At 56.1% G+C, this 16016-nt stretch carries 15 protein-coding genes and 2 tRNA genes; 4 read left to right on the top strand and 13 right to left on the bottom strand.

The window, feature by feature from the left end; all coding sequences use genetic code 11:
• Positions 1–13: 13 nt before the first annotated feature.
• The 7 genes from K3G63_RS18785 to K3G63_RS18755 all read right to left on the bottom strand — a co-directional run bounded on the left by K3G63_RS18785 (position 14) and on the right by K3G63_RS18755 (position 6279).
• Positions 14–976: a hypothetical protein gene (locus K3G63_RS18785; protein ID WP_220615681.1), complete on the bottom strand. Its 963-nt coding sequence runs from the start codon at positions 974–976 to the stop codon at positions 14–16.
• Positions 977–1038: 62 nt separating this feature from the next.
• The gene (yajC, locus tag K3G63_RS18780; protein WP_220615680.1) at positions 1039–1359 is read right to left on the bottom strand and encodes a preprotein translocase subunit YajC; all 321 of its coding nucleotides are present in this window, start codon (positions 1357–1359) and stop codon (positions 1039–1041) included.
• Positions 1360–1464: 105 nt separating this feature from the next.
• The gene (locus K3G63_RS18775; RefSeq protein WP_220615679.1) at positions 1465–1989 is read right to left on the bottom strand and encodes a DUF1573 domain-containing protein; all 525 of its coding nucleotides are present in this window, start codon (positions 1987–1989) and stop codon (positions 1465–1467) included.
• Between the two features lie 219 nt (positions 1990–2208).
• Positions 2209–3213: an isocitrate/isopropylmalate dehydrogenase family protein gene (locus K3G63_RS18770; RefSeq protein WP_220615678.1), complete on the bottom strand. Its 1005-nt coding sequence runs from the start codon at positions 3211–3213 to the stop codon at positions 2209–2211.
• A 250-nt stretch (positions 3214–3463) separates the two neighbouring features.
• Positions 3464–3775 (bottom strand): YtxH domain-containing protein, encoded by a 312-nt coding sequence (locus tag K3G63_RS18765; protein WP_220615677.1) that lies wholly within the window; start codon positions 3773–3775, stop codon positions 3464–3466.
• Between the two features lie 128 nt (positions 3776–3903).
• The gene (gene nusB / locus K3G63_RS18760) at positions 3904–5088 is read right to left on the bottom strand and encodes a transcription antitermination factor NusB (protein WP_220615676.1); all 1185 of its coding nucleotides are present in this window, start codon (positions 5086–5088) and stop codon (positions 3904–3906) included.
• Positions 5089–5187: 99 nt separating this feature from the next.
• Positions 5188–6279: a Glu/Leu/Phe/Val dehydrogenase dimerization domain-containing protein gene (locus K3G63_RS18755; RefSeq protein WP_220615675.1), complete on the bottom strand. Its 1092-nt coding sequence runs from the start codon at positions 6277–6279 to the stop codon at positions 5188–5190.
• Positions 6280–6824: 545 nt separating this feature from the next.
• Between K3G63_RS18755 and K3G63_RS18750 the strand changes: the two genes are divergently transcribed.
• Positions 6825–8609, top strand: coding sequence for an ABC transporter ATP-binding protein (locus K3G63_RS18750; protein ID WP_220615674.1), 1785 nt, complete (start codon positions 6825–6827; stop codon positions 8607–8609).
• 130 nt (positions 8610–8739) lie between these two features.
• On the opposite strand, the gene K3G63_RS18745 is transcribed toward K3G63_RS18750, so the two are convergent.
• On the bottom strand, positions 8740–9147 hold the full coding sequence (locus K3G63_RS18745) for a T9SS type A sorting domain-containing protein (protein ID WP_220615673.1): 408 nt from the start codon (positions 9145–9147) through the stop codon (positions 8740–8742).
• 294 nt (positions 9148–9441) lie between these two features.
• Between K3G63_RS18745 and K3G63_RS18740 the strand changes: the two genes are divergently transcribed.
• Positions 9442–9515, top strand: a tRNA-Pro gene (locus K3G63_RS18740).
• 115 nt (positions 9516–9630) lie between these two features.
• A tRNA-Pro gene (locus K3G63_RS18735) sits at positions 9631–9704 on the top strand.
• Positions 9705–9840: 136 nt separating this feature from the next.
• Here the strand turns inward: K3G63_RS18735 and K3G63_RS18730 are convergent.
• From K3G63_RS18730 to K3G63_RS18710, 5 genes are all read right to left on the bottom strand, one after another.
• Positions 9841–10365 carry a hypothetical protein gene (locus K3G63_RS18730; protein WP_220615672.1) on the bottom strand — a complete coding sequence of 175 codons (525 nt, stop codon included), beginning with the start codon at positions 10363–10365 and terminating at the stop codon, positions 9841–9843.
• 74 nt (positions 10366–10439) lie between these two features.
• On the bottom strand, positions 10440–12212 hold the full coding sequence (locus K3G63_RS18725; RefSeq protein ID WP_220615671.1) for an ABC transporter ATP-binding protein: 1773 nt from the start codon (positions 12210–12212) through the stop codon (positions 10440–10442).
• 114 nt (positions 12213–12326) lie between these two features.
• Entirely contained in the window at positions 12327–13118 is a 792-nt protein-coding gene (gene truA / locus K3G63_RS18720; protein WP_220615670.1) for a tRNA pseudouridine(38-40) synthase TruA, read from the bottom strand.
• A 98-nt stretch (positions 13119–13216) separates the two neighbouring features.
• Positions 13217–13756, bottom strand: coding sequence for a GNAT family N-acetyltransferase (locus K3G63_RS18715; protein ID WP_220615669.1), 540 nt, complete (start codon positions 13754–13756; stop codon positions 13217–13219).
• Between the two features lie 42 nt (positions 13757–13798).
• Complete coding sequence (locus K3G63_RS18710) at positions 13799–14998, bottom strand: acetyl-CoA C-acyltransferase (RefSeq protein WP_220615668.1); 1200 nt, start codon at positions 14996–14998, stop codon at positions 13799–13801.
• Positions 14999–15089: 91 nt separating this feature from the next.
• Between K3G63_RS18710 and K3G63_RS18705 the strand changes: the two genes are divergently transcribed.
• Positions 15090–15566, top strand: a complete 477-nt coding sequence (locus K3G63_RS18705; protein WP_220615667.1) for a DUF4293 domain-containing protein — start codon at positions 15090–15092, stop codon at positions 15564–15566.
• Positions 15567–16016: the final 450 nt, after the last annotated feature.

Genomic DNA, 16016 nt, shown 5'->3' with positions numbered 1-16016 from the left:
GGGGGATGTGCGGCTACTCTACCTGCTGTACCCGCACACCGCGCGTCAGCAGCAGGTAGCCCCGGGCGCGGGCGGGTTTCTCCGACAAAAACGGCTGTAGGCTGGAGTCGCGGTTGGTGAACTGGCCGTAGTGCAGCTGCACCCGCACCTGCTCACGCTGGAAACCAACGGTGTCTTCGGGGAAAAACTGCAACCGCACCCGCACCGTAGCGGGCGCGAAGCGATACTGCCGGCCAACGGGCGCGTCCAGCAGCTCGGGGATTACGTCCACGGGAATATTTACCACGGGGCGGCGCAGCAGGCGCACGCGCACGTCCTGCACGTTGGTTTGCACCAGGTCGGGGCCTCCGATGGGTACGCGAATATCTCCGGTGGAGGAACCGGCTGGGGCCTGGGGTAAGTGTACCGGGTAGGGAGCCGGCAGCGTGTTCACTTTGCTGGCCGGCCCCCGGAACACCACGCTGGCGGGCTCAAAGCGGGCAGCATAAGGCAGAGCGGCACCATCGGTGGCGGGGCTCAGGCCCAGTGGCAGCCGCCGGCTGATGAGGCGGTCTAGCTCTACCCACAGCGTATCGGAAAGCAGGTAGTTGAACTGTAGTCCTTCCATGGCCTGCTGCAACGCCGGCCGAATAGTGCGCGCCGTGACGTAGCGTGTGGTGGTGGGCGTGCTCAGGGTCAGCTCGGCCGGCTTCACGTCCAGCATCAGCTGGCGGCGCAGCAGCTTCCAGCCCCGCCCCGTAACGTTCACGGGCACCTCCCGGGGCAAGGGCTGTACCGGAATAAACCGGCTTTCGTCGTAGCGCCAGGCCAGGGGGTAGGTAATGCGGGTAGTGTACGTTTTATTCAGAGCATTGAGCAGCCAGAAGGTGCTGGCCGCCAGAAAACACACCGTAACGGCCCGCCAATAGCTCCGCTCCTGCCCGTAGAACGGGTACATAAACCAGCGCAGTACACGGCCCGGACGAACAGATGGCACAAGGCAAGCAGCTAAAGTGAACAAATCGGCCGCCGGCTGCGGCGGCATCCCGACACGAGGCGTTAGGCGGCCGGAGACGGGCTCTTACTAACCACCTCCCGGGCGATGGAAGCCCGATCAAAGCGTAGACGCACGCCTTTGTCTACTTCTACCGTTACGGTTTCCTCGCTCACGTCCACGATTTTGCCGTGCAGGCCGCCAATGGTTACCACGTTGGCACCCTTCCCCAGCGACGCGCGGAATTTCTTGGCCTCGGCGGAGCGCCGCTGCTGAGGCCGGATCATGAAGAAGTACATTACTACTACCATAGCCACGAGGGGCAGGTAGGAAATCAGGCCGCTGGTAGCAGAAGGGGCGACTTGGAGAAGAAGGGTGGCAAACATGAGCAGAAATATCAGCGGGAAAACAAAGAAGTTAGAAAGATAAAGCCCGGCTAGCGGCGCCAGCTCCTGCTTTACTTTCTAACTTCTGTTACGGGCAGGCCAGACCTAGCGAGTCGGGCCATTCTGGCCGTCGGAAAGAATGTTGGCTTTGATAACTACTTTGGTGATGCTGGGCTGGGTGTTGGCCTGGATAGCCACTTCCTTGTTCTGGATGCCCATTTTACCGTGCGAGTCAAACTGCACATCAATGGTGCCTTTAGCGCCGGGGGCAATGGGCTCTTTCGTCCAGTTGGGGGTAGTGCAACCGCAAGAAGCCGTGGCGTTTTCAATCAGCAGCGGCGACTTGCCGGTGTTAGTGAACTCAAACGTGTGCTTTACCACTTCGCCGGGCTTGATGTCGCCGAAATCGTGGTCGGCTACGGCGAAGGTCATTACCGGAGCATTCGGGTTAGGGGCCTCGGTTTCGTTGGTCACGTTCGGGTTGTCCACCACGGGGTTCGCCACGGCCTCGTTGGCGTTGGCAGCGGCGGCATTCATGCCCTCGGCGCCAACTTCACCTTTGTTATTGTTGCAAGCCCCTAGCAGCAGGGCGCCAGAGAACAGAAAAGCTGAAAACAGATTGCGTTTCATGGTGGTCAGAAAAAGGCGCTGACGTGTGCAGGTCAGTCGCTTACTACAAAAGACGTTTACCGTTCGTGAAAGTACGGCATTAACCGCAGATAGCCCACAGATACAGCGGATACCTTGCTGGATAGAACGGATAGGCGCTATAGCAGGTGGCCTTGGGCTTCTTTCTATCTGTTCTCCTATCCGTCTAGTCCGTTTAGCTCAACCGCTGAATCTGGGGTCTTATTTGTTCAGGTTTTCGATGATAGCCTGCGCGAATTCGCTGGTCGAAGCCGAGCCGCCCAGGTCGCCGGTGCACTTTTGCTTGTCCTTCAGGGTAGCTTCCAGGGCCCGCTCGATGTTGTTGGCGTGCTCATGCTCCCCAATGTGGTGCAGCATCATCAGGGCCGAGCGCAGCAGGGCAGTGGGGTTGGCCTTGCCCTGGCCGGCAATGTCGGGCGCGGAGCCGTGCACAGCCTCAAAAATGGCCATCTCGTCGCCGATGTTGGCGCCGGCTACTACCCCCAGGCCACCCACCAGACCAGCGCACAGGTCGGAAAGAATATCGCCGAACAGATTGGTGGTCACAATCACATCAAACTGCTCGGGCTTACCGACCAGCTGCATGCACATATTGTCAATGATCTTGTCTTCGTACTGAATCTGCGGAAACTCGCGGGCGGCTTCCTGAGCAGCGTCCAGCATGATTTTGCCGGGCACTTTCAGGATGTTAGCCTTGTGAGCCAGCGTTACCTTTTTGCGGCCGTGCTTGGCGGCGTAGGCAAAGGCGGCGCGGCAGATTTTGCGGGCGCCTGCCACGGTTACGCGGGCAATAGAGTCGCCAATGCCGTTGTGCTCATCCCACACTTCCAGGCCGGCGTACAGGCCTTCGGTGTTCTCGCGGAACAGCACCAGGTCGATGCCCGAGTAGCGCGTCTGGATGCCCTCGGTGGTTTTCGAGGGGCGCACGTTCTGGTAGAGGTCGTACTTCTGGCGCAGCGTTACGTTAATACTGCGGAAGCCTTTGCCTACGGGCGTAGTGATGGGGCCTTTCAGCGCTACCTTGTTCTTTTCCAGGGACGAGAGCAAAGCCTGCGGAAGCAGCTCGCCCGACTGGTCGAAGGTCGTCTGGCCCGCGTTCTGCTCCTCCCACTGCACCGGCACCTGCGCCGCCGCGAAAATATCGGTTACTGCTTTCGTGATTTCGGGGCCAATGCCGTCGCCGGGAATGAGAGTGATGAGATGCATTCTATTGAGTTGGGGTTAATGGGCTAATCTGGGGCAGGCAAACTGAGAAGTTAGGGGCCGCTGCTGAAGGTAGCAGGCACGCTCTTTCAGTACCGCCAGCCGGCCGCAAAGCTACCCGGTACTGGCGTCCCACCATGTTGCGCAAAGGTACCCATCCTTGGCGGGTACTAAAAATGAAGATGTGCTGATGTGCTGCCGGCAGCTACCTGCCTATCAGCGCATCAGCACATCCGTACGTTACTGCATTTGGTTAAATCGTTTTCCGCGAGTTGATCTGGTTAATAAGCTGATCAACATCACCCAGCAACTGCTCGGCCTTGCTCTTGGCGTCCTGAATTACCCGCTGGCCTTCACTCTTGGCGGAGCTGGGGCCCTGGTCGGCGCGGCTGGTCACTAGGTTCTCGGTCAGGTCGGCGAGGGTTTCGCGGTATTTCTCCAACTGGTAGCTCAGCCAGCTGCGAGTTTCACGGCCCTTTTCAGGGGCGTACAGAAGTCCGATAACGGCCCCGGTGAGGGCGCCGCCGGCGAAGCATAGAATGCCGGTGGTGGTTTTGCTACCCATGATGGAGAGAAATGAGTACGAGGGTGGAAAAGAAGGTAGGGAGTCGAGATAAATACGTAGAACGAGGGCGCAGGATATAGAAAATTCAGAATATTATCTGCTTCTCCTACCTCACCCGGTCCGTGAGCTTACTGATTGTCCAGCAGCCCGCGGCCCGATTTGCGGATGGCTCCGCTGGCCGTCAGATCCTGCGCCAATTTATCCAGAATCCCGTTCACAAACTGCTTGCTCTTGGGCGTGGAGTACATCTTGCTAATTTCGATGTACTCGTTGATGGTCACTTTCACCGGAATAGCCCGGAACAGATGCATCTCGCAGAGGGCCATTTTCAGCAGGATCTTATCGGTGAGGGCCACGCGCTCCACATCCCAGTTCTGCACTGATTCGGCAATCAGCTTCTCGTATTTCTCGTCGTCCTGTAGGGTTTGCTTGTACAGGCTCTCGGCAAACTCTTTGTCTTCCTGCCAGTTGGCGGACAGTGACATAAGCACCAGATTCTCGTCGGCCGACTCATCGAGCATTTTAATGGTTTTCACCACCAGGTTTTTCACAATGGGGCGGTTTTCCTCCCAGTTCAGGTCGTCCTCCTCAATGTAGGCCGGCAGGCTTTCCCCCTTGAACACGTAGGTTTTGTAGAGGTGCTTCAGAATTTCCTGGTCCTCCTGGTAGTTGCCGGCGGGTGCGGCCAGATAGCTCAGCAGTTCCGGATCCTGCTTCATCTCATTACGCCACGCGTTGCGCAGGGCTTCCAACTCGTCCTCGCCGTGCCACTTCACGGACCGGCGGATCGTCAGGTCCTGCAGCTGCCGGTTGTTCATGAGCTTTTCCAGCACCGGGTTTTCCTGCAGGCGCGTGGTATCCAGCAGAGGCTCCTTGGCCGCCGTAAAGCGGCGCGAGTCACGGATTTTCTCCTCCTCAATTACCTGCAGCAGGGCTTCCGGAATGTTGAGCAGGTGCAGGTATTGGTCGTGAATGCTTTCGGCCGCGTGCACCATCTGCCCGCCGTAGTAAGAAGCGTCCTTGGCTACGGCCTTCTGGTAGAACGTAATGGCGTCCTGCACGGCGGCGTCTACGTCCGCGTCGTCGGATTTTTCGGGGTCCGCTCCCGTTTTGTGCCACTCTTTAAAAATGACCTCAGCCAGTTTGCGCTGGCCCTGCAACTGCTTGCGGTCCTGCGGCTCTGGTGAGTTCAAATCGGGCGCGAAGGCATCCGCAATCTGGTCAAGAGCCAATGAAAAATCGGACCCGACGGCCTGATGGTAGGCGTACAGGGCCTGCATGACCTTGATGCGAAGCGTGCGACGGTTGAGCATTCTGTGAGAAGTGAATGAGTAAATGAGTGAATGAGTGAGGTAGCGAATAGCGTATGGGAACAACCACTGCACTCAATCACTCATTCACTCACTCGCTGTTTAGTATGTTGATTTAACCTTGCCAATGGCGGCAATGCGCTCCTCAGCCTGGCGGGTAGCGGCGGCCTGGGGGTGGCTGCCTTCCTGCTCAGCTTTAGCAAGAACCTGGGTGGTAATATCGTAGATACGCTCGGTCTGAGTCATCACCGACTGGCGGTTGCCCCCCTGTACCTCGGAGCACACGTTAATCAGGCCACCGGCGTTGATGAGGAAGTCGGGAGCATAGATGATACCTTGCTTTACCAGAGCAGGGCCGTGCACGTTCTCATCGGCCAGCTGGTTGTTGGCGCAGCCCGCTACTACCTGGCACTTCAGGCGGCGAAGCGTGTCGTCGTTGAGGGTAGCACCCAGGGCGCAGGGCGAGTAGATGTCCACTTCCTGGTCGTAAATTTCGTCCAGACCCACCACTTTGGCACTAAAGCGGGCACCGGCCTGCAGGGCGCGGTCTTCGTAGTAGTCGGTTAGCACTAGTTGGGCGCCCTCTTTCTGCAGATACTCCAGCAGGTAGGTACCCACGTGGCCCACGCCTTGCACCGCAATGCGCTTGCCCTGTAGCGAGTCGGAGCCGAAGGCTTTCTTAGCGGCGGCTTTCATGCCCATGTAGGTCCCGTAGGCCGTCACGGGCGAGGGGTCGCCGCTGCCGCCCATGCTCTCAGGCAAGCCCGACACGTGCTTGGTTTCCATGCGAATGTACTCCATGTCCTTGGTGGTCATGTTTACATCCTCGGCCGTAATGTACTTTCCGTTGAGGTTCTGCACAAAGCGGCCAAACTTGCGCAGTAGGGCCTCGGTCTTCATAGTCTTGGCGTCGCCGATGATAACGGCCTTGCCCCCACCTAGGTTCAGACCCGAAATGGCGGCCTTGTACGTCATGCCCCGCGAAAGGCGCAGCACATCGTTCAGGGCCTCTGCCTCGGAGGTATAGTGCCACATGCGCGTGCCGCCCAAGGCCGGGCCCAGCACTGTGTTATGGATGCCGATGATGGCACGCAGGCCCGTCTCGTGGTCATGACAAAACACGACTTGCTCATGCTGATACTCGGCAACTTGCCCGAAGACCGACGTTTCGGTCAACACTTTCGTTTCTACCATGCCTTGGGTGGTGAGGTGGTGAAGAGGAGAAATAGTGCGCTGGCGAGGCCGGTGTCTCAACGGTCCCGTTTGCGTTATTGCCACGCAAACTTTCCTGTTGCCCTGTTTCAGCACCTCACCAAGTGTACCTTTGCAGCAGCCCCCGAAAACCTTGCTGTGTAGTACGTTAAACGAATGACGGCTCTCAGTGGCTGTTTCCTCGTTGTGCAATGGTACGTACGCAGCTTCTTTTCCGTAGAGGCTTCCCGCAATGCGGGTGCAAAAGTACTCCGATTTTCCGACTTCAACCATCCGTAAACCGTCTTTTCCGGGAGTTTAGAACTTTGGCAACGAATAGGTTAGACGGGTACACATGGCCCCACCAAACCCCTTGCCTAGTATTTTAACTTACTAGTTGCCAAACTCCTATTCATTTGCTCGGGTTATTACAAATCTGTTTGGTAGTAGCCATCGGGCCCTGGTTTCCGTCAGTGAGATGAGGCACTACCCCTCCCGCAACGCCAGACGCCGGTCGGCTGTCTTTCCACTTTCTAATTTTCTGCTCTGTGCGCGCCCTTTCCGCTACCAACGTATACTTGCTGCGCTATAAATGGCACTTCCTGGGTGGGGTGCTGTTTGTGGCGCTGAGCACACTGCTCGCCATCTTCCCAGCCCAGATTGTGCGTTATGCTTTTGATCTGGTAAGCGAAGGCATCGACCTTTATCACCTCTACGCCGGCACCCGGGCCCAAAGCGAGGTGTACGAGCTATTCGGGCGCAATGTGCTGCTCTACGGAGTGCTGATTCTGGTAATGGCGCTGCTGCGAGGCATCTTTCTGTTTTTCATGCGCCAGACCCTCATTGTGATGAGCCGGCACGTAGAGAATGACCAGAAAAATGAAATCTACCAGCACTACCAGCGTCTGCCCCTGAGCTTCTACCGCCGCCACAGCACCGGCGACCTGATGTCGCGGATTTCGGAGGACGTCGGGCGGGTGCGCATGTATATCGGGCCGGCCCTGATGTATTTCATGCAGCTGGTGATTCTGTTCGTGCTCATTGTGCCGCTGATGTTCATGGTGAACGTACGCCTGACTATTTACACGCTGCTACCGCTACCCATCCTGAGCGTGAGCATATTTTACGTCAATAACCTGATCGAAAAGAAGTCGGACGAGATTCAACGTTCTCTGGCTTCCATGACGACGTTCGTGCAGGAGGCCTTTTCAGGCATTCGGGTGCTGAAGTCGTTTGTGCGGGAAGAGGACTCGCACCGGCAGTTTGCCGAGGCGTCGGAGCACTATAAGGAAAAGTCGCTGAGCCTGAACTTCGTGAACTCGCTGTTCTTTCCCCTGATTCTGTTTCTGGTTGGCCTGAGCACCATCTTTACAGTATGGCTGGGCGGGCAGGAAGTGATTCGCGGCACTATCACTACTGGCAGCATTGCCGAGTTTCTGATTTACGTAAACCTGCTTACCTGGCCCGTAACTGCCCTGGGCTGGACCAGCTCCCTGGTGCAACGCGCCGAAGCCTCGCAGGCGCGCATCAACGAATTTATGCACCAGCAAACCGATATTGTATCACGCCAGAATCTGGAGTTGGACCTTAAGGGCGACATTGTTTTCGACCACGTTACCTTCACTTATCCCGATACCGGTATTCAGGCCCTGCGCGACGTATCGTTCCGCATCCGACCGGGGCAAACACTGGCTGTTATTGGCAACACCGGTGCCGGCAAAAGCACCGTGGCCGCAGTATTATCGCGCCTGTACGACGTGACCAGCGGCCGCATCCTGGTTGATGGAATAGATGTGCGCGACTTGTCGCTTCACTCTCTACGCAGCCAGATTGGGTACGTGCCCCAAGATGTGTTTCTGTTTTCCGACTCCATCCGCAACAATATTAACTTCGGCCTCGATGCACCGGACGAGGAACGAATGCTCCAGGCCGCCAAAGATGCCAACGTGTACGAAAACATTGCGCGCTTTCCCGAAGGCTTCGATACGAAAGTAGGAGAGCGGGGCATTACCCTCTCCGGTGGCCAGAAGCAACGCGTGAGCATCGCCCGGGCTCTGGTAAAGGAGCCCAAAATCCTGATTCTGGACGACGCCCTGTCGGCGGTGGATACCAATACCGAAAACGCCATTCTGGGTGCTCTGCAGCGCATTATGCACAACCGTACCAGCCTTATAATCTCGCATCGGGTCAGCAGCGTGAAGCTCGCCGACGAAATCCTGGTGCTCGACGATGGCCAGATTGTGCAGCACGGCACCCACGAAGCCCTGATGCAAAACGAGAACGGCCTTTACCGGGCACTCTACGAACGGCAGTTGCAAAACGAGGAAGCGTAAGCTGGCATGGCGCAAGTTACCAGCAACTTGCCGGGACAGGAATAGAAGCCCAGCTACCCTATAACAAAGCCCCCGCACTGCACGCGGGGGCTTTGTTTGCTAAGAGCCTGGCTTCACAACAACGGGTGTTCTACTGCCCTACTACTACTCGTTTCAGCCCCCGCCGCTCGCCGGAGGTGCACTGTACAATGTAAGTCCCGGCCGATAAGCCGCTCACATCCAATACGGCCGCGTCCTCGCCCGAAATCAAGTCGCGGGTAATGATGGGACGTCCATCCGTACCGTTGAGCTCTATCCGGGTTGGCCCGGTAGCATTAGTACGCACCGTTAGTCGTTTGGTAAGCGGGTTGGCTTCGGCCCGTACTTTTAATGCCTCGGTATTAGGTGTTGGGTCAGCCATCTTATCCGTGATAAGGGCTGGCGGCGTAGCGGCTGTAACAGCCGTAGCAGAGGCCGCTGCTTTGGTTTGCGCGTGTGCAGCACGCTGCCCGAAAGCAAGCAGTATCAGCAAGCCCCCCCAGAAAGTAAAAGTTTTCATACGCGTTTCTAATAAAAGACTGTAATCGATACGCCGCCTACAAAAGCACGCAGCCCCATTCCAACCCGGGCTAAGACGCACCCAGCCGTGGTACGGCAGAAGCAAGAAGCGCGCCAGCCAATTTTTTAGTGTATAAGCCGTCCGCACCCACTTCCACTTAACTAGCACAAAGATAAGCCAGTACTCTTTTTAGCCCACATAGAAACTAAAAATGATTTGCCCGTTAAAAGAAAAAAGTAATGCAAAGCTTGCAAAAACGTTGATGGCTTGCTTACATTTGTGCCACAATTCTATCGGGGTGTAGCGTAGCCTGGTATCGCGCCAGCATGGGGTGCTGGAGGTCGTAGGTTCGAATCCTGCCACTCCGACGGAACAGTTTACTGTCCGGGAAAGCCGCTGAACTTAGGTTCGGCGGCTTTTTTAGGCGGCTAAGCTGAAAAACAAACAGAATACCTCGTCTGCGCACAGGCTAGCGCAGAATTTCGGGGTGTAGCGCAGCCCGGTAGCGCGCTACGTTCGGGACGTAGAGGCCGTAGGTTCGAATCCTGCCACCCCGACACTGGTATTCTCTTCTTTGAAACCGCCTGCGGAACTCTGGTTCGGCAGGCGGTTTTTTTATGCCCTCACCGGCTCCTTGTTAGAACCCCGCCCATCCCAACAGATACGGAACGGACGGGTACGTATTGGGAACTACTACTTCACAACCGCTAGTACTTCGGGCTCTCCTTTTTCGGGGAAACGCTCCAGGTACACATTCTGCAGAGTAAGCTTATTAGCCGCCGCGTATTCCTTAATGCCTGAGTACAGCTTGTCGGGAGCCACTAGGTAGCTAGCATCGATCTGGGCGTGTACTACCTTCTGCCCTGCCGCAAAGGTTCGGTAACGGTAGTCAGCAGGCAGTTGCTGCGAAGCAGTATCGGCCACCACAATACCCACGAACACCTTGGCTGCATCGCGGGATGTTTCAGGGCTGTTATAAAAGATATTCCCAAAGTCGCCCCGGAGCTTACCCTCTTTGCGCAGCTGATAAGCTTGGCGGGTCAGGTCGCCGAAAGCTTCATCATTAGCGGGGCCTTCGTAATAGCGGCCCGCCAGGAAGTAAGGCTGCGTGGTGGTTTCTACGGCAATAGTAGGCGCCTTAAGGCCGCCCATCTTCCAATATGCTACCGAGAAACCGACAACCAATACAAGGGCCAGCGCCAGGAAAATCTTATTCATGCAGTTGAAGAGAAGACCAATGGAGTAAAGAGTACTCCCAAAGATAAGTATCAGAATACACCTGCCTCACTTGCCTACGACAGCACTCCTTTGTACTGCATTTGATAGAGGGTAGCGTAAAATCCCTGATGGCGCAATAGCTCCTCGTGCGTGCCTGCTTCCTTGATTTCACCCTTATCGAGCACAATGATCTGATCAGCTTTCTGAATCGTGCTCAGGCGGTGAGCAATTACCAGAGAAGTGCGGCCCTGCATGAGTTTGTCAATGGCTTCCTGAATCAGCTCTTCAGTTTCAGAGTCAACAGAGGACGTCGCTTCGTCCAGAATGATAATTCGCGGCTGATACACCATAGCCCGCACGAAGCTGATGAGCTGGCGCTGTCCCACAGAAAGCGTAGCCCCGCGTTCCATCACCTGATAGTCGAGAGCCCCGGGCAGGCGCTCAATAAAGCGGCGGGCTCCTACCAAGTCGGCCGCTTCCCAGATCTGCGCATCGGTAATGTCAGTTTTGCCCAGCGTGATATTGTCGCGGATGGTACCGGCAAACAGGAAGACGTCCTGCAGCACTACTCCAATATGGCGCCGCAGATCCTTCAGATCATACTCGCGCAAATCGAGGCCATCAATACGAATGGTCCCCTTGTTGATTTCGTAAAAGCGGCTCAGCAGATTAATAATGCTGGTTTTACCTGCCCCGGTAGCTCCCACAAAGGCATACGTCTGGCCGGCTTTGATAGAAAAGTTGACGTCGCGCAGTACCCATTCCTCGTCGTTGTACGCGAACCACACGTGCTCGAAATCTACGTCGCCGCGCAGGTTGGTGGGGGTATACGTGCCATTATCGGCAATCAGCTCTTTGCTATCCAACAGCTTTAGCAAACGCTCTGTGCTCACCAGCCCTAGCTGCAGGGTATTGAACCGGTCGGCAATTTGGCGGATAGGCCGGAAGAACAGCGCATTGTACATGATAAAGGCAATGAGGGCCCCCTTGGAAATAGTGCCTTCTATCTGCCCTTGCGCCGCATACCACACCAAGAGTCCAACACCGGCGGCGGCCAGCACCTCGGCCACAGGAAAGTATATGCTGTAGTACAGCACGGACCGGATGTTGGCCCGCGTATGTTCCTGGTTAATAGCTTTGAACTTACGCAACTCCCGCTCCTCGTTGTTGAAGATCTGTACCACGTTCATGCCCGTCAGGTGTTCCTGTACAAAGGAGTTCAGGTTAGCCACGGCCGTGCGTACTTCCTGAAACGATTTCTTTACCTTTTCCTTGAACACGTAGGTGCTGAACAGCAAGGGAGGAATTACCGACAGGCTCACCAGCGTCAGGCGCCAGTCAATGTAGAACATAAACGACACGATGAATACCAGCTGCAGGATGTCGCCAATCATGGCGGCCAGCCCCTCGCTAAACACGTCGGAAAGGGTTTCTACGTCGGAAATATTGCGCGTTACCAGAACCCCGATGGGAGTTTTATCGAAGAATTTCAGCCGCAGGTCCAGAATATGCTTGTAGAGATCCACGCGAATGTCACGTACGATGTACTGCCCCAGCCAGCCGCCGAAATAAGTTTGCAGGTAGCTGACAATGGCATGAGCCACCAGCAGCACCAACAGCAGCCCAAACATGCGGTTTAGCCCCGCCCAGTCGCCCTGCTCAATCGTCACGTCAACCATCCGCTGAATCAGGAAGGGCCGTAGCGTACCCAGCACGGCCGTGGCCACTGTGAGGAAGATCAGGAAGTAGAAAATTTTCTGATACGGCCGCACGTATGCCACTAGCCGGCGCAGTACCTGCCAGTCGAAGATATTACCGCTTTTAGTAGCCGTTGTAGCTTGCTCCATATAGTGTGAGAGGAGGTGGGTGAGGTAGTAACAGGCTAGAAGCGCATTTGTACTAAGGCGCTAGGAGTTAGTGGTAACTAATCCAGCCGCGCCGCTCTTATCGGCTTTGGAGGCCTATACTTGTGAGAAGTACGGCAAACCGGCAGGTAGTGCTACATGCTGCAACAGTTCCGCCGGGTATTCCACTCGGCAGAGAAATAGCCCGTTGGCGAGGGCGGCGCCGCTGGCATGCACCCGGTTGAGGCTGCGAAACGTTTCTCCAAATGCCTCAGGGCTCATCTTTCCGCGGCCTACTGTAAGCAGCGTTCCGACCACGAGCCGCACCATGCCTCGCACAAAACGGTTAGCCCGGATTCGGAATACCAGACCACCGGGTACCTCGTGCCAGCCCGCTTCAAAGCACGTGCAGATGTAGTGCTTCTCACTGCCTTTCACCTTCGAGAAGCTGGTAAAGTCGTGGGTGCCCAGGAGCAGCGCCGCTGCCTCGTTCATGGCCGCTACGTCGGGGGCCCGGTCCAGATAAAGGCTGAAGTTGGGTGCAAATGGGTCGGGCGTGAGCCGCACGTGGTATTCATAGGTTCGGGCCACCGCATCGAAGCGGGCGTGCGCATTAATCGGCACGGGGTGCAGGGCTTGGGCCCGAATGTCGCGGGGTAAGGCCCGGTTGAGGCGGTACAGAAGCGTAGGCACATCGAGCTCAGATGCCAACTCTGCATCGAAATGAGCCACCTGATGGCTGGCATGAACCCCGGAATCAGTGCGGCCACTGCCTAGGGAGTACACCGGCTGCCGCAATACTTGGGAGAGGCAACGGTCCAGTTGCTGCTGCACCGTTATAACGCCAGGCTGAATCTGCCAGCCGTGATACTGGGTGCCATCGTAAGCCAAATGAAGAAAATAGCGCACGTGGGTACGTAGAGGGTAAGAAGAACTAGTAATGAGCTAGGCGTATTGGGATCTGCCGGAAAGCGGCTTCGATAGGCAACTACGTCAGCGCAGGTTTTCTATACTACCAGTGCGTACAGAAAAGAATCCAGCATCTGCCCGTTCTTTACAATGCTGCGCTTCATGCAGGCTTCCCTCTCATACCCCGCCTTTTCCAGCACACGCCCGGAAGCTGGATTAGAAGCAAACACAACCGCGTACAGGCGACAGATGTCAAAATGCGCCAACACATAGTCACTCAGCACCCGGACTGCCGCCGTGGCGAGGCCTTGCCCCCACTGCTCTCGGGCCAGCCAGTAGCCTATTTCGGCTGAGCGTCGCCGCACGTCCGTTTTGAAGTGTATTCCGATACTTCCAACAGCTTCGCCCGCCACGTCAATGGCTAAATGCAGATCCTGATGATTATCAGCCACCAGCGCGAGGAAGTAGGCTGCATCCTCGGCCGTGTAAGGATGCGGGAAGGTATCACGTAAGTTTTGCCAGATCTTTCGGTCGTTGGCATAACGCGCCAGAGCAGCTGCATCCGATGGCCTCCAGGGGCGCAGTCGGGCGCTGCTGAGAGGCAGGGGAAGCACGGGCGCGAGTACGGAGGCTGACATAGGAAAGCGCAGCATTGGGCCAGGCCCAACGTGGCGTCTTACTTACAGCTTTTCGTAAATCACGGCGGCACCCTGCCCTACCCCTACGCACATGGTAGCCAGCCCGTAGCGTACATCATCGCGGCGTTGCATCTCGTGTAGCAGCGTAGCAGTAATTCGGGAGCCACTTGCCCCGAGCGGATGACCAATTGCAATAGAGCCACCGTTCACGTTCACCTTATCAGGGTTAAGCTCTAGGTCTCGGATACAGGCAATGCTTTGCGCTGCAAATGCCTCATTCAGCTCAATAAGATCAATGTCATTCAGAGTCAGGCCTGCTCGCTGTAATACCTTGCGTGTGGCCGGCACCGGACCTAGCCCCATATACGCCGGATCGACGCCCGCTACTGCTGACGCTACTACCCGTGCCAGAGGCTTCAGGTTATACTGCTTTAACGCCGTCTCGTCAACCAGCAATACGGCGGCGGCTCCATCGTTAATGCCCGCCGAGTTGCCTGCCGTTACGGTACCATCCACCTGAAAAGCTGGTTTAAGTGTAGCTAGCTTCTCTAAGCTAGATAACCGTGGTGGCTCATCCTGGTCGAATAATGCCGTATCCCCCTTAGGCTGTGGAATGAAAACGGGCACAATCTCCCGCCGGAACCGCCCCTTCTCGAATGCTCGCTGGTACTTGCGCTGCGAGTTGAAAGCAAACTGATCCTGCTCTTCCCGGCTGATACCATATTTCCGCGCTACGTTCTCAGCCGTTTCCCCCATAGCGTAAGGGTGGTGCATCTTGGCTAGCTTCGGATTCACAAAGCGCCATCCCAGGGTAGTATCATGCGCCGTAAAATCACGCGCAAAAGCCGTAGCCGACTTTGCCATCACAAAAGGTGCCCGCGTCATGCTTTCGGCTCCTCCGGCCAGATACACCTCCCCTTCACCAGCCTTAATGGCTCGCGCGGCGTCCATAATGCTCTGTAGCCCTGAGGCACAAAGGCGGTTGAGAGTTACTCCAGGCACCGTGATAGGCAGCCCGGCTAACAAGGCAGCCATTCGGGCTACATTGCGGTTGTCTTCCCCGGCTTGGTTTGCAGCGCCAATCAGCACATCTTCAATAGCTGTCTTATCAAGAGAAGAGTTCCGACGCAACAGTTCACGCAGCACGTGAGCAGCCATATCGTCGGGACGGACGCTACTTAAAGCGCCGCCAAACTTACCAATCGGGGTGCGGACGGCGTCCACGATGTATGCAGTAGGCATTGTATAGAATGCGGTTTTTCCGGTTGTTGTTGGCTACTTTTGCCCACCTGCCAGCGAGTGTAATGGTGGGCAGAACTTGCAAAACACAAAGATGATACAAAGAATCCAAAGCGTGTTCCTTCTGTTGCTGGCCTTGGCTATGCTAAGCGTACTGTTCCTCCCCATCTGGAGCAAAACTGACCCAGCTAGCCAGCAAACACTTGTCCTGACTGCTACCAAACTCTCCTATGCCGGGTCTGGTGCTGGCAGGTCAGTTCCTATTAACTCCTGGCCTATTGCGGCCTTATCAGCTTTGTCTGCGGTGGTAGCACTCCTGGAAATTTTTCAGTACCGCAACCGATTCAACCAGCTTAAGCTTGGCATGGTAAACTTTCTTCTAATAGTAGGCAGCATCGGGGCAGGATTTTATTACTCCGGGATTGGGGAGCGTCTTCTTAATGTGAAGATACCCGGCAACTTCGAAGCCGGTTTCTACCTCCCTACCTTGGCTCTGCTACTCAACCTTCTAGCTAATCGTTTCATCCGTCGCGACGAGCAACTAGTCCGTAGCATGGACCGATTACGGTAATTTGCTGCTCTATCCCAGCATTAAAAAAGCCCTCTCCATATAATGTATAGGAAAGGGCTTTTTTAATGCTGGGATAGACTGGTTCCAGTTCCTACAGCTACGAAGCGAAGGTATTATGGAAGCATTTATTAGCCGCAGTATGGGGGCATATTCTGATTCTACAAAGTCAGCCTATATATAGGCTGACTTTAGCTTGTCAGCAGTTATTAAAGCCTGCAATAACTACCTGTACTAATAAACAATATATGCAGGCTTCTCCCAGGCCGGAGGCTGCGGCCGGGCCAGGAGGGGCCCCTTAGAGCCTGAGCGCTGCCACGCTGCCGGGGGGGGGGGGAACGCAACACGGCCCCCCGCAGCACGAAGTCGCGGGGGGCCGTGGAAGGCATAGGGTTGGCGGCGACCGACTCTCCCACCGATGAAGGCAGTACCATAGGCGCACCGGGGCTTAAC

The organism is Hymenobacter sp. HSC-4F20, assembly GCF_019599275.1.
Taxonomy (GTDB): domain Bacteria; phylum Bacteroidota; class Bacteroidia; order Cytophagales; family Hymenobacteraceae; genus Hymenobacter.
This window is presented reverse-complemented; position numbering and strand designations above follow the sequence as displayed.